Raw genomic sequence first — 21,523 nt, forward strand, 5'->3', positions numbered from 1 at the left:
ACATGGCAACCCCATCGTGCACTGACATGATCAACGCTGATGAATTGCCCGGCCGGGAGAAAACGCACATCGATGGCGGCCCGATCAGGATCGCCGTCCTGGACGATTACCAGCACGCCGCTCTCTCGCTTGCCGACTGGTCATCGCTGAAGCCGTGGGCGAGCATCACTATCTTCCATGACCATCTGGCGGAAGCAGATGCGGTCGTCGCAAGACTGAAGCCATTTGCCGTCGTGTGCGTGATGCGGGAGAGAACGCCCCTCACGCGCGACATTTTGGAACGCCTGCCGGGCCTCAAGCTGATCGCGTCGACGGCCCCTCGCAATGCCTCGATTGATACCGATACCGCCGATCGGCAAGGGATCAAGGTCGTTCATACGGGTTATACATCCGCCCCCACCGTCGAACTGACATGGGCCCTCATTCTTGGTAGCGCCCGCCACATCGCAAGCGAAGGCGAGTCCTTGAGACGAGGAGGTTGGCAGCAGTCCGTTGGCGACGATCTGTCGGGAAGGACACTCGCCGTCCTGGGGCTTGGCAATGTCGGTCGACACGTCGCAAGGATCGGCGTGGCATTCGGAATGAATGTAATCGCCTGGAGCGAGAACCTCACCCCGGAGCGCGCTATTGCGGCCGGCGCAGAGTTCGTGTCGAAGGAAACATTGTTCAGGCAGGCCGATTTCTTGAGCGTCCACCTTGTCCTGAGCCAAAGAACAAGGGGCTTGGTCGGAGCCGAGGAACTGTCCCTGATGAAACCGACGGCCCGTTTGATCAATACCTCCCGCGGTCCGATTGTCACTGAGACCGACTTGGTTGAAGCACTTCATGCCCGGAAAATCGCGGGCGCGGCGATCGACGTGTTCGATCACGAGCCCCTCCCGCCGAACCATCCTTTTCGGACGATGACCAACGTCCTTGCGACGCCGCACATCGGCTACGTATCGCGGGGGCTTTACGAAACCTTCTACCGGGACACAGTCGCCAATATCCGGCGCTGGCTCGAAGAGTCGCCAACGGGATGAACGCTTCGACGGTTTCGCCGTCCGGGCTTGTTCCGATGGAATTAACGTTGAATCACCCAAATTAGCAACATGACGTAAGGGCCAGTGATGAGCATTCGCAAAGACATTGGGTTTCCAGTCGAGGGCCGCATCTACCTTCGCGGTTGTCTTTCCATGCCAGAAGGAAACCATGAACAGTCGCCGTCCATTTTTATGGTCCCACGCCGATGCGGCGCACTACGCTCGTCCAAGGCAAGCAGGAGGAAGACGTCATGTTGAGCTGGCAGGTGGGCGCGGTGAAGATCACCTGCGTGGTCGAGATGCTGATGCCCCTCCCCTACGATCCGGAGGGCTTTTTCCTGCGGGACGCGACGCCGGAGGCGCTGAAGGCCAGCCCCTGGCTCTATCCGCACTTCGCCAACGAGGATGGTTCGCTCAACGTGTCCATCCACGCCCTGCTAGTGGAGGCGCCGGGGCTGAGGCTGATGGTCGACACCTGCATCGGCAACGACAAGCCGCGCCATCTGGTGGGCGGAAACCCGCTGGCGACGGCGTTCCTGCAACACCTGGCGGATGCGGGCTGGAGCCGCGACAGTGTCGATGCTGTGGTCTGCACCCACCTGCACGTGGACCATGTGGGCTGGAACACCATGTTGGTGGACGGCAAGTGGGTCCCGACCTTCCCCAAGGCCCGCTACCTGATCGGCAAGCGCGAATTCGAGCATTGGAGCAACGAGGGCGACGAGGAGCAGCAGGCGATCATGGGAGACAGCGTGCGGCCAATCTTCGACGCCGGCTTGGCCGAACTGGTGGAGATGGACCACCGCGTCTCTCCTGAGGTCCGCCTGAGGCCAACCCCCGGCCACACGCCGGGCCATGTCAGCGTGGTGATCGAATCGGAAGGGCAGCGCGCGGTGATCACCGGCGACATAACCCACCATCCCTGCCAAATGGCGCACCCCGAGTGGACGACGAGCCTCGACAGCGACACCCAGGCTGCGACGGCCACCCGCGCGAAGATGTTCGCCGAATGGGCCGACCAGCCGATCCTGGTCATCGGCACCCACTATGCCGCGCCGACAGCTGGACATGTGAAGCGCGACGGGGCGGCGTTCCGGTTCGAGGTCTAGCCGCCGGACGGCCAAGGAGATGATCGACTGGCTGGCCGGCGTTGGTCGGTACGCGCAAACCATCCTCGAATGCAGCGGAGCATGGGCGCTCGGTTATTTTTTGGCAGCTGAGCGCCAGCCCAGAGGCGCTGCCAATCGGAATTAGCAATCAACGGAGTAATCGCCATGGGTAAGTTGCAGGGAAAGGTGGCCGTCATCACCGGCGGCTCGTCGGGGATAGGCTTCGCCGCCGCTAAGCTCTTCGTCGCCGAGGGCGCCTACGTCTTCATCACCGGCCGTCGCCAGGAGGAGCTCGACGAAGCCGTGAGGGCCATCGGGGACAATGTGACCGGCATCCAGGGAGACGTCGCCAAGTTGGCTGATCTTGATCGTCTCTATGAAAACGTCAACGCGACAGGGCGAAGAATCGACATCGTCTTCGCCAACGCCGGCATCGCTGAGTTCGCCGCCTTGGGCAATATCACCGAAGCGCATTTCGACAAGCTGTTCAGTACCAACGTGAAGGGAGTGCTCTTCACCGTCCAAAAGGCCCTGCCGCTCTTGAATGACGGCGGGTCGATCATTCTCACCGGCTCCATCGCGAGCGCCAAAGGGACGCCTGCCTTCTGGGTATACGGCGCGACCAAGGCCGCCATCCGCAATTTCGTGCGAGGGTGGACCGTGGAGCTGAAGGACCGTCGCATCCGTTCAAACGTCCTTAGCCCGGGTCCGATTGATACCCCGATCATTGGTCAGCAGCCTCAGGACGCTATTGCGAAGATTTTATCTACCATCCCGATGGGACGGATGGGGGAAGCCGACGAGGTTGCCAAAGCTGCCCTGTTTCTCGCATCGGATGACTCCAGTTTCGTCACGGGCATCGAACTCTTCGTGGATGGCGGCAGAGCGCAGATCTGATCGTCGATCAAGGCAATAAGATTGGCCGCAACGTTTTACGTCGGACGAACCTCACAGCCCGGCCAGGCCCCATTGAAGTCGATGATCGCGCCGGTGAGGAAGTGGGCCTGTGTGGTCGCGAGGAACCGTATTACCTCGCCGATTTCGTCAGGGCGACCTAATCGCCGGGCTGGCACGGTTCTCTCGACGTACGCGCGGCCGACCGGGTCATCAATGAACGTGGCGCGGGGATAGTATGCTTCGCTGTAGAGAAAATTCGGGGCGATCGCGTTGACGGCAATCTGGTGGCGAGCAAGTTCGACCGCGAGGGATCGCACCATGGCGTTTGCCGCCGCTCTCGCCGAGTCGGGAATTGCGCCACCAGGAATTGGGGAGTGCGTGCGGCATGACGTGATCACGATGACATTGCCCCGTCCTTGCGCCTTCAGATGGGGAATCGCGGCCTGCAACATGGCGAATGGCTCAACGACGAGTACCTCGAGCGTATTACGCAGGTCCTCGAGCGAGGCTTTCTCCGACGCCGTCTGAACGGCGGGATAGTGGTCGTTGCTGACGATTGCGTCGAGCCTGCCGGTAACATTCATGGCGGCGCCCGGCAATCCGGCTGGACTTTCGGCGCGAACATATTCCGCGTGTGGATGCAACCGCAGGAACTCTTCGAGAACGGCCTGATCGCTGAATTGCCGGTCGTGAACGAGGACTCGAAATCCGGCTTCGCCAAGCGCATCCACTGCCGGCGGCCCCGCGTAGCCGGTAGAGTTTGTGACGAGTGCTGTAGGCATAGAACTCGTGGACATCGGCGTCTCCCAAGGGGTGGCAAGCCAACTCAAGGCGCGACGGGCAGATCGCGCCCGACCTTCCTCAATGAACGGCGATCAGGCCGAAAGTTCAGGCCTGGATCGCTTCCGTTTTTTTCAGCGCAGCGATGTCGCGCACGGCGCGGACAGAGAATCCAAGTTTTTCGTACAAAAAGGACATTGGAAACAGAGCTGCATGCGCTGCGTCGAACATTGCGCAATACGCGCGATTGCACGCTCCAGCGATATCGCCGTCACTCAACAACAGCACGGCTGACGCGGCCGCCCTGCGCCCTTTTGCGAGCAGGTCTTTAGGTGTCAACACAAGCGAATCCCATCGCTCTCGATGTTGTGCCGCAACGCCGGATTCGGATAATCCTCTGGTTGCGCCAACTCCTCTTCCCATACGGGCAGGGGTTGCAGGAGAGCGCGCGGCAGCCTCTTCTCAGACCAGACGCACCGGCCCAGGGTACTGGCCCACCAGCGCATCCGCGGTCAGCAGCGTGATGCCTTCGATTGTCGCCTGGGCAACCAGAATGCGGTCAAACGGGTCTTTGTGGATCGGCGGCAAGCCATCGATCGCCACAGCGTGCTCGCTGGCGACGGGAAGTTCGCTGTAGCCGTTGTCCAACAGCCCGCGCCGCAATAGCCGCGCGTCCGCCTGAAAATCCGCGCGGCCCAGCCCGCGCTTGATGGCGATCTCCCATAGGCTGGCGGCACTGAAGAACAGCTCATTGTCGGCAGCTTCAAGCAGGGCGCGCGCGGTACCGGATAAGCGCTCCGGCGCGCCGGCCGCCCACAGCAATAGGTGCGTGTCCAGTAGCAACTTCATGCGTCGCCGCCAAAAAGCTGTTCGATCTCGGTAGCGCCCATCCGGTCAAAATCGTCCGGCACAGCGATTTGGCCGGCCATGAAACCCAGCCGTTTCACCTGGCCGGCCTCTGGCATGTTCAGCGGTACCACCTTCACAAGTGGCTTGCCGGCCTTGGCGATCACGAACGGTTCCCCCTTGGCCGCCTGCTCGACGAGCCGCGAAAGATGTGTCTTCGCCTCATGGATGTTGACGGTTTGCATAGCATTCCAGTTAAACTAAGTTTTGTTAGTCTAGTCCGCTTGAAGCAAACGCACAATGTGTGCCGCGCAGTACTGCGTGCGGCCAATGGGCCAGCCGACCTTGAATTTGCCGGCAGTCACCCATGCCGCGCGGCGTCATGTGTCTCGCGTCGACAAGCGCTGCCCGTTATGAGGCCCGGCGCAGGGACTGGGACAGTTACAATACTGTCCTTCGCCGCCTGGCGCGGCACCGTCTTCGCATTCAACGCACCCGCCGCCGCGCCCTCGCCTCGCAACGCACCCGCCATGCCCCTGATCCTTCAAAGCCTCACCCCGCTCGCCTCCGCCGATATCGACGCTATCCGCACACTTGCCCACGCGCCCTCCCTCGCGCTGCGTGCCGAAACCGTGGCAACAGCCAGCGACAGCACACCACTGACGCCCGCCCTGCGCGAATCGCTGGATGCCTTCTGCGGCCCGCGCGCCATCGACTGGGCCATCGTGCCAGCGGGCCGCAAGCTGTCGGACTTCAAGCTGGTGGCGATGGATATGGATTCGACGCTGATCACCATTGAGTGCATCGACGAGATCGCCGACTTCTGCGGCCTCAAGGCGGAAGTCTCGGCCATCACCGAGGCCGCCATGCGCGGCGAGATCACCGATTTCAATGAAAGCCTGCGCCGCCGCGTGGCCCTGCTCAAGGGGCTGGACGCCAGCGTGCTGGACCGCGTCTACGAAGAGCGCCTGCGCCTGTCGCCCGGCGCGGAGAAGATGCTGCAGACCGTGCAGGCCCTGGGCATGCGCACACTGCTGGTTTCGGGCGGTTTCGTGCATTTCACCGAGAAGCTCAAGCCACGGCTGAAGCTCGATGTCACCCGCGCGAACACGCTGGAGATCATCGACGGCAAGCTCACCGGCCAGGTGCTGGGCGAGATCGTCAATGCCGATGTCAAGGCCCGCACGGTGCAGGAAGTGTGCGCGCAGATCGGCGCGGACCCGTCCCAGGCCATCGTCATGGGCGATGGCTCCAACGACCTCAAGATGATGGCCGTGGCCGGCCTGTCGGTGGCGTTCCGGGCCAAGCCGGTGGTGCGCGCGCAAGCCAGCGTGGCGTTCAACCACGTTGGGCTGGACGGTTTGCTGCAACTGTTCCCGCACTAAGCGCCTGGCGGCTGGAAACAGCGCGAGCAAATAGCCGCAAAGCGCCCCAACGGGCCGCGCCGGACCCTATCCGGCGCGGCCCTTTTCCTTTCAAGCCGTCAGTTGCGCTTCCATCGCGCCGCGCAGGTCGGCGATCAGGTCACGGGTATCTTCCAGCCCGATATAAAGGCGCACCAGCTCGCCGGCATTCTCCCAGCCAACGGGCGGCCAGCCGCCCTGGGGCCGCATGGTCTGGACGTGGTACGGCACCGCCAGGCTATGCGCGCCGCCCCAGGACCAGCCGATCGCGAACAGGCGCAAGGCCTCGACAAAGGCATCGACCTGGGCACGCGTGTAGCGCGCATGCAGCACAATCGAGAACAAGCCAGTGGCGCCGCTGAAATCGCGCCGCCAGAAGTCATGGCCGGGGCAGTCCGGCAACGCCGGATGCAAGACCTTGACCACTTCCGGGCGCTGAGTCAGCCACTCGGCGACTTCGCGCGCGGCGCGGTCGTGCGCCGCCAGCCTCACGGGCATGCTCGGCAGCGAGCGCAGCACCAGGTAGCAATCGTCGGCCGACACGCCCCAGCCCATCAGCATGCGGGCGCGCTTGATGCGGTCGTGGAGTTTGTCGTCGGTGGTCAGCACGGCGCCCATCAGCACATCGCTGCCGCCCGACTGGTATTTGGTAAGCGCCTGCACCGAGATGTCGATGCCCTTGTCGAACGGCCGGAAATAGACGCCGGCGGACCAGGTGTTATCAATGGCGGTGAGCACGCCACGCGCCTTTGCCGCGGCCACGATGGCCTGCGTGTCGGGGATTTCCATCGTCACCGAGCCCGGCGACTCCATCCAGATCAGGCGGGTGTTGGGGCGGATCAGCCCGGCAATGCCGGCGCCGATCATGGGATCGTAATAACGGACCGAGACGCCGAAGTCCCGTGCCAGCCATTCGCCGTGCTCGCGGTTGGGGCCGTAGACGTTATCGGGGACCAGCACGTCGTCGCCCGACTTGACCAGGGCGAAGTACACCTGGGAGATCGCAGCCAGGCCCGACGGCAGCAGCAGCGTATGGCGCGCGCCTTCGATCAGCGCGAGGTGCTGGCACAGCGCCTCGCTGGTGGGCGTGGCATGCAGGCCATAGCGCCAGTAGGTGGTGGCGCCGTCGCCATGCGCGCGCAACTCCGCCAGGTTGCGGAACACCACGGTGGAGCCACGATGCGTTGCTTGGGAAAACGAGGCGAAGCCCGGCGCGATGTCCAGCTCTGGCTGGACGGCCACGGTCGCCAGGTAGGCGGGTTGGGAAGCGGGCTGCTCGGGCGGCTGGTGGTCGGACACGGCGATTCCTCGTCTGGCAATAACTCGATGAACGTTCGAGCTTACCAGCATTCGGGTGCGCGTTGGCCTACCTGGCCCGGCCGGCCACGACTTGACGCTAGCGCCCGGAAATCGAGGACTTCGGCGCAGGCGGCGCGTAGGTGATGCCGCTGTTGGGGGTCATGTCGAACGGAGGGATCACCAGCACGCCCAGCGGACGGATCATGAAGGGGAGCACGATTGCCGGGTTGACCGGGTCCGTCCAGTTGCCGTGCACGATGCCGGCGCCGTCGATGGTGCCTTCCCAGTTGCCCGTGACGTGCGTGCCGTCATTGGACTCCTCCATCAGGAAGGCGCCATTCTCGAATTCGCCGGCCAGCAGCCGCACGCCGCCGGCGCGGCCAACGCTGTACTCGCCGTGCACGCTGTCGCGCTCGTCGGGCTTGGGGCCCAGGCGCAGGCGCACCGGCTGGTCGCCGAGCGTGCCCACGTAGACCGGCAACGACCGGTATTCGGGCCGCGGCGCGAGCGCCTTGGGCGCGGGCCCGGTGGAAAGCTGCGCGCCGCGCCGCGACTCGCCCTCGCGGATGGCCTGGTTGATCCCGAAACCCTGCACCTGGCTGGCATCGCCGGCGGCATTGGCGGCGCCGGGCGTGCCCGTGGACAGCTCGGTACCGCCGGCGGCCAGCGCGGCGCCGGCCAGCGTTGCCGCAGCCAGCCCGGCTGCCAGTGACAGGGAAACGGGAAGTGACAAGGACATGGGCAAAGACAAGAACAGAGTCGCTACGCGCCGCAAGACAGCCTCAGGTTCAGAGTCGTTCGAAAATCGCCGCGATGCCCTGGCCACCGCCGATGCACATGGTCACCAGCGCATAGCGGCCTTGCACGCGTTGCAGCTCGTACAGGGCCTTGACGGTGATCAGCGCGCCGGTGGCGCCAATCGGGTGGCCCAGGGAGATCCCCGAGCCGTTCGGGTTGACCTTGGCCGGATCGAGACCGAGCGCCTTGGTGACCGCGCAGGCTTGCGCGGCGAAGGCTTCATTGGCTTCGATCACGTCGAGGTCGGCCACGGTCAGGCCAGCGCGCTCCAGCGCCTTCCTGGTGGCCGGCACGGGGCCGATGCCCATGGTCTTGGGATCGACGCCGGCATGCGCGTAGGAGACCAGGCGCGCCAGCGGCTTGAGGCCGCGCTTCTCGGCCTCGGCACGCTCCATCAGCACCACCGCGGCGGCGGCATCGTTCAGGCCCGAGGCATTGCCCGCGGTCACCGTGCCGTTCTCCTTGACGAAGACCGGCTTGAGCTTGGTCATGTCTTCCAGGACCGCGTCGTGGCGCACGTGCTCGTCGGTGTCGAAGGTAACGTCGCCCTTGCGGCCCTTGAGCGTGACCGGCAGGATCTGGTCCTTGAAGTGGCCGGCGCGGATGGCCGCCGAGGCGCGGCGGTGCGACTCCAGCGCGGCTTCGTCCTGCTGGCCGCGGGAGATGTCGTATTCCTTGGCCACATTCTCGGCGGTGACGCCCATGTGGATGCCATGGAACGGGTCGTGGAGCGCGCCCAGCATCATGTCGAGCATCTTGGCGTCGCCCATGCGCGCGCCCCAGCGGGCCGACTGCGCCAGGTACGGTGCGCGGCTCATGCTCTCCGCGCCGCCGCCGATGGCCACATCGGCATCGCCCAGCAGGATGGTCTGCGCGGCGCTGACGATGGCCTGCAGGCCCGAGCCGCACAGGCGGTTGACGGTCAGCGCCGGCGCGTCGATCGTGACGCCGCCCTCCACTGCCGCCACCCGGCCCAGGTACATGTCCCGGGGCTCGGTCTGGATGACGTTGCCAAACACCACATGGCCGACGTCGTCGCCACTGACCTGCGCGCGGGCCAGTGCCTCGCGCACGACCATGGCGCCCATCTGGGTCGGGGAAAGATCCTTCAGGCTGCCGCCAAAGGTACCGATCGCGGTCCGCACGCCGCTCACCACCACCACTTCACGTGTCATTTTGTGTCTCCTGGGCTGATGTTGCAGCGCACAGTATAGCGGCGCGCACGCCAAAACGAACGATCGTACTTTTACCTATCCGGACCCGCGGTTGCCAGCCGCCTCAGACTTCGCCCCACAGGTCGTGGCCATCGGCGCCGGTGATTTTCACCGAGACGAATTCCCCGACCTTGTAGCGCGGCGCGCCCTGGGCCGGCGGGTCGATATAGACCAGGCCGTCGATTTCCGGCGCATCGGCCGACGAGCGGCCGATGCCGCCGTCCTGGTTGATCTCGTCGACCAGCACGCGCAGGGTCTGGCCTACCTTGCGCTGCAAGCGCCGGGCGGAGACTTCCTCGGCCACTTCCATGAAGCGCGCGCGGCGCTCTTCACGGACCTCGTCGGGCAAGGCGCCCGGCAGGTCGTTGGCCGTGGCGCCGTCCACCGGCGAATAGGCGAAGCAGCCCACGCGGTCCAGTTCTGCTTCGGCAATGAAATCCAGCAGCGTCTGGAATTCTTCCTCGGTCTCGCCGGGGAAGCCCGCGATAAAGGTGCTGCGGATGGTCAGCTCGGGGCAGATCTTGCGCCAAGCCCGGATGCGGTCCATGGTCTTCTCGGCGTTGGCCGGGCGCTTCATGCGCTTGAGCACGTCCGGGTGGGCGTGCTGCAGCGGCACGTCCAGGTAAGGCAGCACGTGGCCTTGCGACATCAGCGGAATGATCTCGTCGACGTGCGGATACGGGTACACGTAGTGCAGGCGCACCCACGCGCCGTACTTGGCCGCGAGCTCGCCCAGCGCGCCGACCAGCTCGGTCATGCGCGTCTTGAGCGGACGGCCGTCCCAGAAGCCGGTGCGGTACTTCACGTCCACGCCGTAGGCGCTGGTGTCCTGCGAGATCACCAGCAGTTCCTTGACGCCCGACTTGAACAGGTTCTCGGCTTCCAGCATGACTTCCGCCACCGGGCGCGAGACCAGGTCGCCGCGCATCGACGGGATGATGCAGAACGAGCAGCGATGGTTGCAGCCCTCGGAGATCTTCAGGTAAGCGTAATGCTTTGGCGTGAGCTTGATGCCGGCGGCCGGCACCAGGTCCATGAAGGGGTCGTGCGGCTTGGGCAGGTGCGTGTGCACGGCCTGCATCACCTCGCCCAGTGCGTGCGGGCCGGTCACGGCCAGCACCTTCGGGTGCACCGACGTGATGATGTCCTCGCCAGCCGCGTTCTTCTTCGCGCCCAGGCAGCCGGTGACGATCACCTTGCCGTTCTCGGCCAGCGCCTCGCCAATGGCATCCAGGCTTTCCTGCACCGCTTCGTCGATAAAGCCGCAGGTATTGACGACCACCAGGTCGGCGCCGTCATAGGTGCCGCTGATGGCATAGCCCTCGGCGCGCAACTGGGTAATGATCTGCTCGGAATCCACAAGTGCCTTTGGGCATCCAAGGCTCACGAATCCCACATTTGGAATACGGTCTTGCTTGGTCGTTGATTCTGAAGGGTTTTTCACGGTTACTTCCAAATGTGGGGCGGGCGAGGCGGGGCATGGCCGCCTGGCGGTACAAGGCCAATCGCGCATTTTAACCGCTTGCCGGAGTTTCTCGGCGCCTGATCCCCGACATGCCGTTGTAAACCTATCGCAACGAGGATGATGTCCCCAGCATACCCTCCAGGGCGCTCTCGATCACCGCCTGAACCTCCAGCGCCCCTTGCAGGCGCCGGATGGCTGCATGCAGCTCGGCGGCCTGCGGCCAGGTCCGCTTCAGATAGCTGAGCCACAGTTTGACGCGTCCGTGCTCATGAAGGCATTCGACCTGGGCCTGCAATTTCTTCAGGTAATCGGCGATATGACGGAGCACCGACGGCCACTCCTCGCTGGACGGCGATCTGTCCATCAGTCCGCGTATCCGCAAGGCCAGGAACGGATCCGACACGGCGCCCCGCCCGATCATCACGTCGGCGCAGCCGCTGACAGCCCGGCAGCGCTCCCAGTCGGCCACCGTCCAGACTTCGCCGTTGGCAATGACGGGCACGTCCACGGCAGCGTCGATGCGCGCGATCCACTCCCAGTGGGCCGGCGGCCGGTAGCCATGATCCCTGGTCCTGGCATGCACGACCAGGGACGCCGCGCCCCCTTCGGCCAGGGCCGTGGCGCAGTCAATCGCCAACGCCGTATCTGACACGCCAAGCCGCATCTTTGCGGTCACGGCGATGCTGGCAGGCACCGCGGCGCGAACGGACGCAACGATCCGGTTCAGCAGTTCGGGATCCGCCAGCAGCATGGCCCCGCCGCCGTGCCGGTTGACGACTTTGGCCGGGCAGCCGAAATTCAGGTCCACGCCATGCGGCGATAGCCGGGATGCCTGGGCGGCATTCACCGCCAGCCATTCAGGATCGCTCCCCAGCAACTGGATCACCATCGGCGTGCCGCTGGGGGTATGGCCTCCGTCGAGGATCTCGGGCGTGTCTCTCTCGTAGACGCGCTCGGGCAGCAGGGAGCCCGTCACCCTGACGAACTCGGACACGCACCCGTCGTACGCGCCCGTGGCGGTCAGCACGTCGCGCAACACGTAGTCGGCAAGCCCCTCCATGGGAGCAAGGAACAGCCGGCTCATTCGGAAGCGGGCGCTACTGGCGAGCGCTTTTCCTGGCGACAGGCGGGAAAGAACCCGAAACCGACTGCTTGGACGGGCTTAGCCTCGGCGGGAAGCGCGTGGCCTGTATCTTGGATTGCGGAGGGCATTGGGATTCGCGCTGTACTAGGCGAGTCCGCTGTATGAATCGCCACATTTGAGAGGGGTAGACAGCGTGATGATGCTACGCGCTACCCGGATGCGGGGATTTTAACCGATCGACCGGGCGAGGCAGGTCAGCCGATCAAGACGTCTGCCGGGATCTTCAATTCCTGATTGAGGCGCCGGATCATCGCAAGGCTGAGGCCTCGCTTGCGGTTGAGCACCTCATACACCCGATTCAGGTTTCCGAAATATGGCTGCATATCGCTCGCAGTCAGGCCACCTTGCTCCATCCTGAAGCGAATTGCCTCGATTGCGTCCGGGTGCTCAAGCGGAAAATGATCCGCCTCATAGCGCTCGATCAGGGTTGCCATGATCTCCAGGCGATCCCCTTCCGGGGTGCCGGGAGCCGGATCGATATCCACGAGCGCCGACACGTCGGCCAGCGCCGCCTGATAGTCATCTTCAGTGTGCAGAGGTCGAATGTCCATGCGTTACTCCAGTTCCACGGTTGCCGCATCGGCCCGGTCATACTCGGCGTGTGTCCCGACGAACTTCACATACACAACGCCCACGCGGTATGCAACTGCGACGATCAAGCGGTACTTATTGCCGCCGATGTTAAACACCACACGATTGCTACCGACGAAACTGGCCGACGCGTAGCGGTCCTTGATGTCTTGCGGGGTCGACCATCGCGCCTGGATGGCTTCCTCATGCCACGCCAGCAGCGGCTGCTTTGCTCCCGGGTGCTTCTCGCAGAACATCAGCAGATTTCGTTTCGCAATGATTCGCATGGGCAGATTATAGTCCCAAAATGGGACTATACCAAAACCGAGTCGAACCAGCCAATCAAGTGGCACGAAGCCCGCTTTGAGCAAAGCGGGACCCATGGAATTCTAATGGTGGAATACGCGGTGTCGGGGGGCTAGTGGCTGTACGCCAGAGGAGGGGGGACGCCCGACTCCTGGGCTCATCCTGGGCAGGCCCGGGCAACCGAACAGCAGCGCTGTCGCCCTGCCATGCGATACCGCGCCGCCATGCCATGGCGGCGTGCGCCGGCCTTACTTCTTGTCCGGCTGATTGAACGGGAACGTGCCAAACATGTTCTTGGCCTGGCTTTGCATCTGTTCCTGCATCTGCACGAACAGGTTCTTGCTCTGCTCGATGTAGTTGCTCATCATCCCCTGCATCATCGGGCCCTGCATGTTCATGAACTGGGACCACATGTCGGGGCTGAAGGGCTCGCCGGAGTACAGGCCCTTGGAGTTCTCGGCCAGCTTGCTCTGGATGTCGATGAAGGCCTGGATGTTCTTCTCCAGGTAGGTGCCCATCATGCCCTGCATCGCATGGCCGTAGTAGCGGATGATCTGCGACAGCATGGAGCTGGAGAACATCGGCACGCCGCCCGTCTCTTCTTCGAGAATGATCTGCAGGAGGATGCTGCGCGTGAGCTCGTCGCCGGACTTGGCGTCGATCACCTTGAAGTCTTCGGTATCCATCACGAGCTGCTTGACGTCGGCTAGCGTGATGTAGGTGCTGGTCTGCGTGTCGTAGAGCCGGCGGTTTGGATACTTCTTGATCAGTCGCTCTGCGCCTTTCTTGGTGGTAGCCATCGTGCTCTATCCTTTTATCGTCGCTGTTGCATGCTGCTGCACCGCATGCTGTGCGGTGCGCAAATACGAAGACCGCCAGCGGGGGATACAACGTGTTGACCTGCAACGCATGATCTATTTTGGTGCGGGCTAGCCGCTGCCCTGATTCTATGCCCAACTAGGCACTATTGAAAGCCGGACCCGTTAAGGAAAACCCGCACGGGGCAATGGATTGCGGGAGTTTGGGGACAGGATTGCGGCCCGAGGCCGGCGCGTTGGTGCGGTGCAGGGTGTGCGATGCAATATTGTTGCGGGGTAGCAGGCTTCCCGAGCGGCCGCAATAATAAAAAAGGCCCTCCGCAGAGGACCTTCCCAAGACAAAAAGCCACCCTGGGAAACCGGGGATGGCTCGTCGTCCATCACCCCATGTGCAAGCCGCCGTTCAGCGAGAAATCCGCACCCGTCGAGAAGCCCGACTCTTCGGATGCCAGCCACGCACAGATCGAGGCGATTTCTTCCGGCGCGCCCAGGCGCTTGACCGGAATCGTGCCGACGATCTTGTCCAGCACGTCCTGGCGGATCGACTTGACCATATCGGTGGCGATATAGCCCGGCGATACCGTGTTCACGGTCACGCCCTTGGTCGCCACTTCCTGTGCCAGGGCCATGGTGAAGCCGTGCAGGCCAGCCTTGGCGGTGGAGTAGTTGGTCTGGCCGAACTGGCCTTTCTGCCCGTTGACCGACGAAATGTTGACGATGCGGCCGAAGCCACGATCCGCCATGCCGTCGATGACCTGCTTGGTCACGTTGAACAGCGAGGTCAGGTTGGTGTCGATCACGGCATCCCAGTCGGCGCGCGTCATCTTGCGGAACACCACGTCGCGCGTGATGCCGGCGTTGTTGATCAGGATGTCGACCTCGCCCACTTCGGCCTTGACCTTGTCGAACGCAGCCTTGGTCGAATCCCAGTCGGCAACATTGCCTTCCGAGGCGACGAAATCGAAGCCCAGGGCCTTCTGCTGCTCGAGCCATTTTTCACGGCGCGGCGAGTTGGGGCCGCAACCGGCCACGACCTTGTAGCCATCCTTGGCCAGACGCTGGCAGATGGCCGTTCCAATGCCACCCATGCCACCGGTTACGTACGCAATGCGCTGAGTCATATCTACTCCTTGATGGCTAGTTTTTATTGACGCCGGCGGCGGGAAGCCCTCCCCACCGCCGGCACACCCCTCAGACCAGCTTGCCCGCTCGTTCGTTGCGGCAAGCCCGGCAAAATGTCACTTGCGTTCCACGGCCAGCGCCACGCCCATGCCGCCGCCGATGCACAGCGAGGCCAGGCCCTTGCGGGCGTCGCGGCGCTTCATTTCGTGCAGCAGCGTGACCAGCACGCGGCAGCCCGACGCACCGATCGGGTGGCCAATGGCAATGGCGCCGCCGTTGACGTTGACCTTGGACGTATCCCAGCCCATCTGCTTGTGCACGGCCAGGGCCTGGGCGGCGAAGGCTTCGTTGATTTCCATCAGGTCGAGCTCTTCCACGCTCCAGCCGGCGCGCGACAGGCAGCGCTTGGACGCGGGCACCGGGCCCATGCCCATCACCTTGGGGTCGACACCGGCGGTGCCATAGGCGCGGATCGTGGCCAGCGGGGTCAGGCCGAGTTCCTTGGCCTTGGCTGCCGACATGACCACCACCGCGGCGGCGCCGTCGTTCAGGCCCGAGGCATTGGCGGCGGTCACGGTACCGGCCTTGTCGAAAGCGGGCTTGAGGCCAGCCAGCGCGTCTTGCGTGACGCCGTGACGCACGAACTCGTCGGTGGCGAACATCACCGGGTCGCCCTTGCGCTGGGGAATCGGCACCGGCACGATTTCCTCGTCGAACTTGCCGGCCTTCTGCGCGGCTTCCGCCTTGTTCTGCGAACCGGCTGCGAACTCGTCCTGGGCTTCGCGCGTGATGCCGTATTCCTTGGCGACGTTCTCGGCGGTGACGCCCATGTGGTACTGGTTGTAGACGTCCCACAGCCCGTCCACGATCATGCTGTCGACCAGCTTGGCGTCGCCCATGCGGAAGCCGTCGCGCGAGCCCGGCAGCACGTGCGGAGCGGCGCTCATGTTTTCCTGGCCGCCCGCCACCACGATCTCGGCGTCGCCCGCGGCAATCGCGTTGGCGGCCAGCATCACGGCCTTCAGGCCCGAGCCGCAGACCTTGTTGATGGTCATGGCCGGCACCATCGCGGGCAGGCCAGCCTTCAGCGCTGCCTGGCGCGCCGGGTTCTGGCCGGAGCCGGCCGTCAGCACCTGGCCCATGATCACTTCGCTGACCTGCTCGGGCTTGACGCCGGCACGCTCAAGGGCAGCCTTGATGACGATGGCGCCCAGCTCGGGCGCGGGAATCTTGGCGAGCGAGCCGCCGAACTTGCCCACCGCGGTACGGGCAGCGGATACGATGACGATGTCAGTCATTGGGAGGTCCTCTCCAGTTGGATGCAAATCAGGGGTGAAAGAGGCCGGCCCCGCAAGGCGCCGGCCCGGACAATTCCGGACAATTTCTATGCCTTCGCCTTGACGTAGCGGCCCGGTGCCGGCTCGATGGCGCTGTAGTCCTTGTTGCCGTACTCGGCGGGGGCCGCCTTGCGCGCGCCTGCGTGCTTGGCCAGCCAGTCCGCCCAGTCCGGCCACCAGCTGCCGGCATGCTCGGTGGCGCCGTCGAACCACTCCTGCGCCGAAGCCGGCAGCTTGTCGTTGGTCCAGTGGCTACGCTTCTTCTTGGCCGGCGGGTTAATCACGCCGGCGATATGGCCCGACGCGCCCAGCACGAAACGCAGCTTGTTCTTGAGCAGCCCGGTCGAAGCGTAGGCCGACATCCAGGGCACGATGTGGTCTTCACGCGAGCCGTAGACATAGGTCGGCACATCGATGCTGCCCAGGTCCACCGGCGCGTTGCACACGGTCAGCTTGCCCGGCTCCTTGAGCTCGTTCTGCAGGTAGGTATGGCGCAGGTACCAGCAGTACCAGGGCCCCGGCAGGTTGGTGGCGTCGCCGTTCCAGAACAGCAGGTCGAACGGTACCGGCGTATTACCCTTCAGGTAGTTGTCGACGACGTAGTTCCAGACCAGGTCGTTGGGGCGCAGGAAGGAGAACGTGTTGGCCAGTTCCACGCCGCGCAGCAGCGCGCAAGGCGTGCCTGCCGCGCCACCCAGGGTGGCTTCGCGCAGCTTGACGTGGGCTTCGTCGACGAACAGATCCAGCACGCCGGTATCGGCAAAATCGAGTAGCGTGGTCAGCAGCGTCAGGCTGGCCACGGGGCGCTCGCCGCGCTTGGCCAGCACCGCCAGCGCGGTGGAAACGATGGTGCCGCCCACGCAGAAGCCCAGCACATTGATCTGGTCCTGGCCACTGATCTCGCGCGTGACTTCGATGGCGCGGATGGCCGCATGCTCGATGTAGTCATCCCAGCTGAGTTCGGCCATCGAGGCATCGGGATTGCGCCAGGAGAGCATGTAGACAGTATGGCCCTGCTCCACCATGTAGCTCACCAGCGAGGTCTGCGGCTGCAGGTCGAGGATGTAGTACTTGTTGATGCAGGGCGGCACCAGCAGCAGCGGGCGCGCAAACACCTTGTCGGTGACCGGCTTGTACTGCAGCAACTGGAAGTAGGCGTTCTCGTAGACCACCGCGCCTTCTGTCACGGCCACGTTGCGGCCGACTTCGAAGGCGGATTCGTCGGTCTGCGAGATCTTGCCGCGGCCGAGGTCTTCCAGCATATTACGCACGCCAATCCGCAGCGATTCGCCGCCCGACTCGATCAGCTTTTTCTGCGCCTCCGGATTGGTGACGAGGAAATTGGCCGGCGACATGGCGTCGACCCACTGCGAGATCGCAAAGCGGATGCGCTGGCGGGTCTTGGCATCGGCCTCGACCGCGTCGGCCAGCTCATTCATGGCGCGCGCATTGATCAGGTAGAAAGCGGCCGCGTAGTGGAACGCCGCGCTGCTGCGCCAGGCATCGCCGGAAAAGCGGCGATCGGCCAGGGCCGTGGCGGGATTGGCGCCGCCCTCCGCCATGCTTCGCCAGAGCGCGGTGAAGTCCTTCATGTAGCGTTGCTGGATGTCGGCCAGTTGATCGGGCGCGATCTTCACGCCCGCCATGGCGGAACCCTTCAACGCCTCGAAACCGGGGATAACGGGCATGCCAGGCATGCCCTGCTGGGTCGTCGCACCGTTAGCCTGTGCCTGACGGGACCATTCCAGCCATGTCGCTGGATCAAATGGCCCCGAAGCAAATGAAAACGGTTGGGACTTGTCTTCCTTGTTGGAAGCTGCCGCACCTTTGCCGGTTGCCATGATGTTTCGTCTCTCTGCCGTCACTTATTTGAAAGCTGGCTGGGCGGCGTACCACCACCGCGGGGCTCTCCCCCGCCGCCAGCCTCGGAACCGGCCCGCGCTGACATCCTCGGCTGGTGACGTCATGCGGTATGCTTGCCGGGCACGCCGCGCCGCGGAACCGGATCAGATCGGATCATCGCGACGAAGCCTGCGAATGCCTGCCAGCACACTGCCTTGCAGTGCATTCGAGCCCATTGTTGCCTTGCAATGTTATGCCTGTCAATGCGGAAAGATGCGCGGACCGGCGCTAACCGCAAAATGCGCTCAGCGCGAACCTGCGAGCCTCCCTTTGGCGCCACTCTGGCGTGGGAGCAAGCATGCACGAGAAGGATGAAATTCTGATGTACATCGTTGCAATCGGTTGGCTGTATGTGGTCCTGATGATGGCCATTACCGAGCATACCGTGGTCGCGGGCCTGGCCACGTTCGTCTTTTACGGCCTGTTCCCGGTGGCGATCCTGGTGTACATCATGGGCACACCCGGGCGCATGCGCCGGCGCAAGGCCGAAGAAGCGAGGCAGGCGGAGGGCGCGCAAGCGCACTCCGGCCCCGTAGCGCCTTCAGAATCCGTGGGATCGGTGGAACCAGAAAAGCCGCCTGCCCGGGACTGATGCCGGGACAGGGCTCAGGCGGCCAGCCAGACCAGGCTGGCCATGCGCCCCGTGACGCCGTCGCGTCGATAGGAGTAGAAACGCTGCGCGTCGCTGACGGAGCACGCGTCACCGCCGTAGACCGCGGTACAGCCGGCGCGGGCCAGTCGGATGCGGGCCAGCGCGTAGATATCGGCGAAGTACTTGCCCGCTGCGCCGGCGCGGAATGCGAGATCCACCTGCGCCGTTTCTTCGGCCCGCGCCTGGGCCAGGAAGGCCTGCCTGACCTCGGCGCCAACCTCGAAGGCATCCGGGCCGATGGCCGGGCCGAGCCAGGCCAGCCACTGGGCCTGCCCGCCTGCCTGCTCGCCCATGCGCGCCAGGGTTGCCTCGATCACGCCGCCACACAGCCCGCGCCAGCCGGCGTGCGCGGCGCCAACCACCGTGCCGGCACGGTCGCACAGCAGCACGGGCAGGCAGTCGGCGGTCATCACCGCGCAAACCCGGCCAGCGGTCGTGGCAATGCTGGCGTCCGCCTGCGGGACCACGCCACCGGCGGCAAACTGGTCCTCGGTGGCAATCGCGCAGCCGTGCACCTGTTCCAGCCAGCCCGGCACGGCCGGCAGCCGCGCGGCCAGCCGTGACCGGTTGGCCGCGACGGCGGCGGCATCGTCGCCCACATGGGTGCCCAGGTTCAGCCCGCCCGGGCTGCCGTCAGCGAGGCCGTAGGGACCCTCGCTGACGCCGCCCTGGCGGGTGGTGGACACCGCGCGCACCCGCGCCGGAGCCGGCCAGTCGGGGACCAGCCAAGGCGCTTCAGTCGTCATCGCCGTATTCCCATGCACCGTCCTCGCCTTCCGTCCAGCCGTCGTCCTCGTCTTCGTCACCGGCACGGTCGAAATCGAGCGCTTCGATCAGCGCCTGCAAGTCATCGGGCGGCTGCGCCTCCCACGATACGGTCTTGCCCGTGGCCGGGTGCACCAGCCCAAGCCGGAAGGCGTGGAGCGCCTGGCGCGCCAGCGGCACCGGCAGCGGTGCCTTGATCGCCGGACGCTGGCCGCGCTGGGTGGCGGCGCGATGATAGACCGGGTCGCCCACCATCGGATGGCCGATCGATTCGAAGTGGACGCGAATCTGGTGGGTGCGGCCGGTTTCGAGCTGGCACATCACCATCGAGACATGGCCGCGCCCGAGCGGCACCGTGCCCAGCGTGCGGAAGTGGGTGCGCGAGGGCTTGCCACTGTTGGTGAGCACGATCGCCATGCGGATCCGTTCGCGCGGATCGCGGCCGATCGGCGCATCGATGGTGCCGGACTCGGGCGTCTCGCCCCACACCAGCGCCAGGTAGCTGCGCTTGACGGTACGCGCCTGCAGCTGGCGCACCAGGTCGGTCTGCGCGGTCAGCGTGCGGGCCACCACCATCAGCCCGGACGTTTCCTTGTCAAGCCGGTGGACGATGCCCGCGCGCGGCAGGCTTGCGGCCTCCGGGTAGCGGTGCAGCAGGCCGTTGAGCACCGTGCCGCCCCAGTTGCCGGCGGCAGGATGCACCACCAGGCCGGCGGGCTTGTCGATGACCAGCAGGGTGGCGTCCTCGTACACGACATTGAGCGGCACGTCTTCGGCCACGAAGGCGCGCGATTCGGCCGCCGCCTGCGGACGGACCACGACGCGCTCGCCCATCTGCACGGAGGACTTGGAGCGGCGCGCCTCGCCGTCGACCAGCACCGCCCCGTTCTCGATCCATTGCTGCAGGCGGCTGCGCGAGAAGCCGCTGAGGTGGCGTGCCAACAACTTATCGAGGCGCTCGCCATGTGATGCGCCATCGACTTCAATCTCAACCGGCTGCATCTCCAATTCGATTGGGGATGCCTCCGCTCCCGCCTCCAGGCCGCCTAGCGCGGCCACATCGGTCAGGTCTTCCAGGTCCTCCACCTCGCTCAGGATGTCGGTTGAATCGGCAGCTTGCTGCTCGATGCCCTTGGCGGCGGTTTCCGGCAAGGGGCTTGGGCTATAATGCTTGATGCTATTTTTCATCCGGGATACGTTGCCCATGCAATTGATGAGCATGAAGCGCGCCAGCTGGCGCGCAAGAATTGGAGCGATTCTGCTCGCAGGCGGCTGCGTCATGCTATCGGCGTGCGGCCTGCTGTCGGATCAACCAGACGAAACTGCCGGCTGGTCGGCTAACAAATTATATTCGGAAGCCAAGGACGCACTAGATTCCGGCGACTTTACCCGGGCTGTGAAGCTGTACGAGAAGCTGGAGGGACGTTATCCCTTCGGCCGTTTCGCCCAGCAGGCACAGATCGATACCGCCTACGCCAACTACAAGGACGGCGAAAACGCCGCCGCGCTTGCGTCGGTCGACCGCTTCATCCAGTTGCATCCGAATCACCCGAACGTGGATTATGCCTATTACCTGAAGGGCCTGATCAACTTCAATGACAATTTGGGCTGGCTTGGCCGTTTTTCCGGCCAGGACCTGAGCGAGCGTGACCCCAAGGCCGCGCGCGCCGCTTATGACGCCTTCAACACGCTGGTCACGCGCTTCCCGGACAGCAAGTACACGACGGATGCCGCCGCGCGCATGCAATACATCGTGAACTCGCTGGCCCAGCACGAGGTCCATGCGGCGCGCTACTACTACCGGCGTGGCGCCTACCTGGCCGCCGCCAACCGGGCCCAGCAGGCGCTCAAGGACTATGACGGCGCTCCGGCCAACGAGGAAGCGCTGTACATCATGATCCGCTCGTACGATTCGCTGGGCATGAAGGACTTGCGCGACGATACCGCCCGCGTGATGGAAAAGAACTTCCCCAACAGCGATTACATCAAATACGGGGAACGCCGCAAGGACAAGTCCTGGTGGGAAGTGTTCTGAAGTTCTGAACGCCAGCACATGCACTTGAGTACGCCGGTC

Annotated in this window: 23 protein-coding genes; 7 read left to right on the top strand and 16 right to left on the bottom strand. The window is 64.4% G+C overall.

All coding sequences use genetic code 11. From position 1 onward, the window contains the following. Window positions 1–26: 26 nt before the first annotated feature. The 3 genes from ACYP5B_RS43670 to ACYP5B_RS43680 all read left to right on the top strand — a co-directional run bounded on the left by ACYP5B_RS43670 (window position 27) and on the right by ACYP5B_RS43680 (window position 3,028). A complete protein-coding gene (locus ACYP5B_RS43670; RefSeq protein WP_459573781.1) occupies window positions 27–1,022 on the top strand; it encodes a D-2-hydroxyacid dehydrogenase family protein in 996 nt (331 codons plus the stop codon). A 251-nt stretch (window positions 1,023–1,273) separates the two neighbouring features. After that, on the top strand, window positions 1,274–2,131 hold the full coding sequence (locus ACYP5B_RS43675; RefSeq protein ID WP_459573782.1) for an MBL fold metallo-hydrolase: 858 nt from the start codon (window positions 1,274–1,276) through the stop codon (window positions 2,129–2,131). 165 nt (window positions 2,132–2,296) lie between these two features. Next, window positions 2,297–3,028 carry an SDR family NAD(P)-dependent oxidoreductase gene (locus ACYP5B_RS43680; protein ID WP_459573783.1) on the top strand — a complete coding sequence of 244 codons (732 nt, stop codon included), beginning with the start codon at window positions 2,297–2,299 and terminating at the stop codon, window positions 3,026–3,028. Between the two features lie 35 nt (window positions 3,029–3,063). Here ACYP5B_RS43680 and ACYP5B_RS43685 read toward each other — a convergent pair whose 3' ends face one another. Further along, window positions 3,064–3,825 carry an SDR family oxidoreductase gene (locus ACYP5B_RS43685; RefSeq protein WP_400094438.1) on the bottom strand — a complete coding sequence of 254 codons (762 nt, stop codon included), beginning with the start codon at window positions 3,823–3,825 and terminating at the stop codon, window positions 3,064–3,066. On the opposite strand from ACYP5B_RS43685, the gene ACYP5B_RS43690 reads away from it, so the two are divergent. Beyond that, window positions 3,818–4,102, top strand: a complete 285-nt coding sequence (locus ACYP5B_RS43690) for a hypothetical protein (RefSeq protein WP_459573784.1) — start codon at window positions 3,818–3,820, stop codon at window positions 4,100–4,102. The genes ACYP5B_RS43685 and ACYP5B_RS43690 overlap by 8 nt on opposite strands. 168 nt (window positions 4,103–4,270) lie before the next feature. Here the strand turns inward: ACYP5B_RS43690 and ACYP5B_RS43695 are convergent, their stop codons facing one another. Beyond that, window positions 4,271–4,657, bottom strand: coding sequence for a type II toxin-antitoxin system VapC family toxin (locus ACYP5B_RS43695; RefSeq protein WP_318238375.1), 387 nt, complete (start codon window positions 4,655–4,657; stop codon window positions 4,271–4,273). Beyond that, window positions 4,654–4,899 carry a type II toxin-antitoxin system Phd/YefM family antitoxin gene (locus ACYP5B_RS43700; protein ID WP_318238374.1) on the bottom strand — a complete coding sequence of 82 codons (246 nt, stop codon included), beginning with the start codon at window positions 4,897–4,899 and terminating at the stop codon, window positions 4,654–4,656. Before ACYP5B_RS43700 ends, ACYP5B_RS43695 begins: the two co-directional genes overlap by 4 nt. Window positions 4,900–5,184: 285 nt before the next feature. Between ACYP5B_RS43700 and serB the strand changes: the two genes are divergently transcribed. Then, on the top strand, window positions 5,185–6,039 hold the full coding sequence (serB, locus tag ACYP5B_RS43705) for a phosphoserine phosphatase SerB (RefSeq protein WP_400094434.1): 855 nt from the start codon (window positions 5,185–5,187) through the stop codon (window positions 6,037–6,039). A 90-nt stretch (window positions 6,040–6,129) separates the two neighbouring features. On the opposite strand, the gene ACYP5B_RS43710 is transcribed toward serB, so the two are convergent. The 11 genes from ACYP5B_RS43710 to phaC all read right to left on the bottom strand — a co-directional run bounded on the left by ACYP5B_RS43710 (window position 6,130) and on the right by phaC (window position 17,971). Then, on the bottom strand, window positions 6,130–7,356 hold the full coding sequence (locus ACYP5B_RS43710) for a cystathionine beta-lyase (protein WP_459573785.1): 1,227 nt from the start codon (window positions 7,354–7,356) through the stop codon (window positions 6,130–6,132). A 97-nt stretch (window positions 7,357–7,453) separates the two neighbouring features. Next, a complete protein-coding gene (locus ACYP5B_RS43715; RefSeq protein WP_267606291.1) occupies window positions 7,454–8,095 on the bottom strand; it encodes a hypothetical protein in 642 nt (213 codons plus the stop codon). A 49-nt stretch (window positions 8,096–8,144) separates the two neighbouring features. Further along, window positions 8,145–9,329 (bottom strand): beta-ketothiolase BktB, encoded by a 1,185-nt coding sequence (gene bktB / locus ACYP5B_RS43720; RefSeq protein ID WP_400094430.1) that lies wholly within the window; start codon window positions 9,327–9,329, stop codon window positions 8,145–8,147. A gap of 103 nt (window positions 9,330–9,432) precedes the next feature. Next, the gene (gene rimO / locus ACYP5B_RS43725; RefSeq protein WP_459573786.1) at window positions 9,433–10,812 is read right to left on the bottom strand and encodes a 30S ribosomal protein S12 methylthiotransferase RimO; all 1,380 of its coding nucleotides are present in this window, start codon (window positions 10,810–10,812) and stop codon (window positions 9,433–9,435) included. A gap of 124 nt (window positions 10,813–10,936) precedes the next feature. Then, window positions 10,937–11,917: a tRNA dihydrouridine synthase gene (locus ACYP5B_RS43730; protein WP_459573787.1), complete on the bottom strand. Its 981-nt coding sequence runs from the start codon at window positions 11,915–11,917 to the stop codon at window positions 10,937–10,939. Window positions 11,918–12,171: 254 nt separating this feature from the next. Continuing rightward, window positions 12,172–12,528: a helix-turn-helix domain-containing protein gene (locus ACYP5B_RS43735; RefSeq protein WP_459573788.1), complete on the bottom strand. Its 357-nt coding sequence runs from the start codon at window positions 12,526–12,528 to the stop codon at window positions 12,172–12,174. A gap of 3 nt (window positions 12,529–12,531) precedes the next feature. Beyond that, window positions 12,532–12,834 carry a type II toxin-antitoxin system HigB family toxin gene (locus ACYP5B_RS43740; RefSeq protein WP_459573831.1) on the bottom strand — a complete coding sequence of 101 codons (303 nt, stop codon included), beginning with the start codon at window positions 12,832–12,834 and terminating at the stop codon, window positions 12,532–12,534. A 267-nt stretch (window positions 12,835–13,101) separates the two neighbouring features. Beyond that, window positions 13,102–13,653: a polyhydroxyalkanoate synthesis repressor PhaR gene (gene phaR / locus ACYP5B_RS43745; protein ID WP_006155938.1), complete on the bottom strand. Its 552-nt coding sequence runs from the start codon at window positions 13,651–13,653 to the stop codon at window positions 13,102–13,104. A gap of 398 nt (window positions 13,654–14,051) precedes the next feature. Then, window positions 14,052–14,792: a 3-ketoacyl-ACP reductase gene (locus ACYP5B_RS43750; RefSeq protein ID WP_043345337.1), complete on the bottom strand. Its 741-nt coding sequence runs from the start codon at window positions 14,790–14,792 to the stop codon at window positions 14,052–14,054. A 117-nt stretch (window positions 14,793–14,909) separates the two neighbouring features. Beyond that, window positions 14,910–16,091 (bottom strand): acetyl-CoA C-acetyltransferase, encoded by a 1,182-nt coding sequence (locus tag ACYP5B_RS43755; RefSeq protein WP_400094423.1) that lies wholly within the window; start codon window positions 16,089–16,091, stop codon window positions 14,910–14,912. Window positions 16,092–16,177: 86 nt separating this feature from the next. After that, window positions 16,178–17,971, bottom strand: coding sequence for a class I poly(R)-hydroxyalkanoic acid synthase (gene phaC / locus ACYP5B_RS43760; protein WP_459573789.1), 1,794 nt, complete (start codon window positions 17,969–17,971; stop codon window positions 16,178–16,180). 383 nt (window positions 17,972–18,354) lie between these two features. Between phaC and ACYP5B_RS43765 the strand changes: the two genes are divergently transcribed. Beyond that, window positions 18,355–18,624 carry a hypothetical protein gene (locus tag ACYP5B_RS43765; protein ID WP_400094421.1) on the top strand — a complete coding sequence of 90 codons (270 nt, stop codon included), beginning with the start codon at window positions 18,355–18,357 and terminating at the stop codon, window positions 18,622–18,624. Between the two features lie 14 nt (window positions 18,625–18,638). Here the strand turns inward: ACYP5B_RS43765 and pgeF are convergent, their stop codons facing one another. Further along, a complete protein-coding gene (gene pgeF / locus ACYP5B_RS43770) occupies window positions 18,639–19,430 on the bottom strand; it encodes a peptidoglycan editing factor PgeF (protein WP_459573790.1) in 792 nt (263 codons plus the stop codon). Continuing rightward, the gene (locus ACYP5B_RS43775) at window positions 19,420–20,637 is read right to left on the bottom strand and encodes an RluA family pseudouridine synthase (protein WP_459573791.1); all 1,218 of its coding nucleotides are present in this window, start codon (window positions 20,635–20,637) and stop codon (window positions 19,420–19,422) included. The genes pgeF and ACYP5B_RS43775 overlap by 11 nt, the downstream gene beginning before the upstream one ends. Before the next feature lie 16 nt (window positions 20,638–20,653). Between ACYP5B_RS43775 and ACYP5B_RS43780 the strand changes: the two genes are divergently transcribed. Further along, window positions 20,654–21,484: an outer membrane protein assembly factor BamD gene (locus ACYP5B_RS43780; RefSeq protein WP_318232621.1), complete on the top strand. Its 831-nt coding sequence runs from the start codon at window positions 20,654–20,656 to the stop codon at window positions 21,482–21,484. Window positions 21,485–21,523 lie beyond the last annotated feature (39 nt).

It is taken from the genome of Cupriavidus sp. 8B (assembly GCF_054589115.1).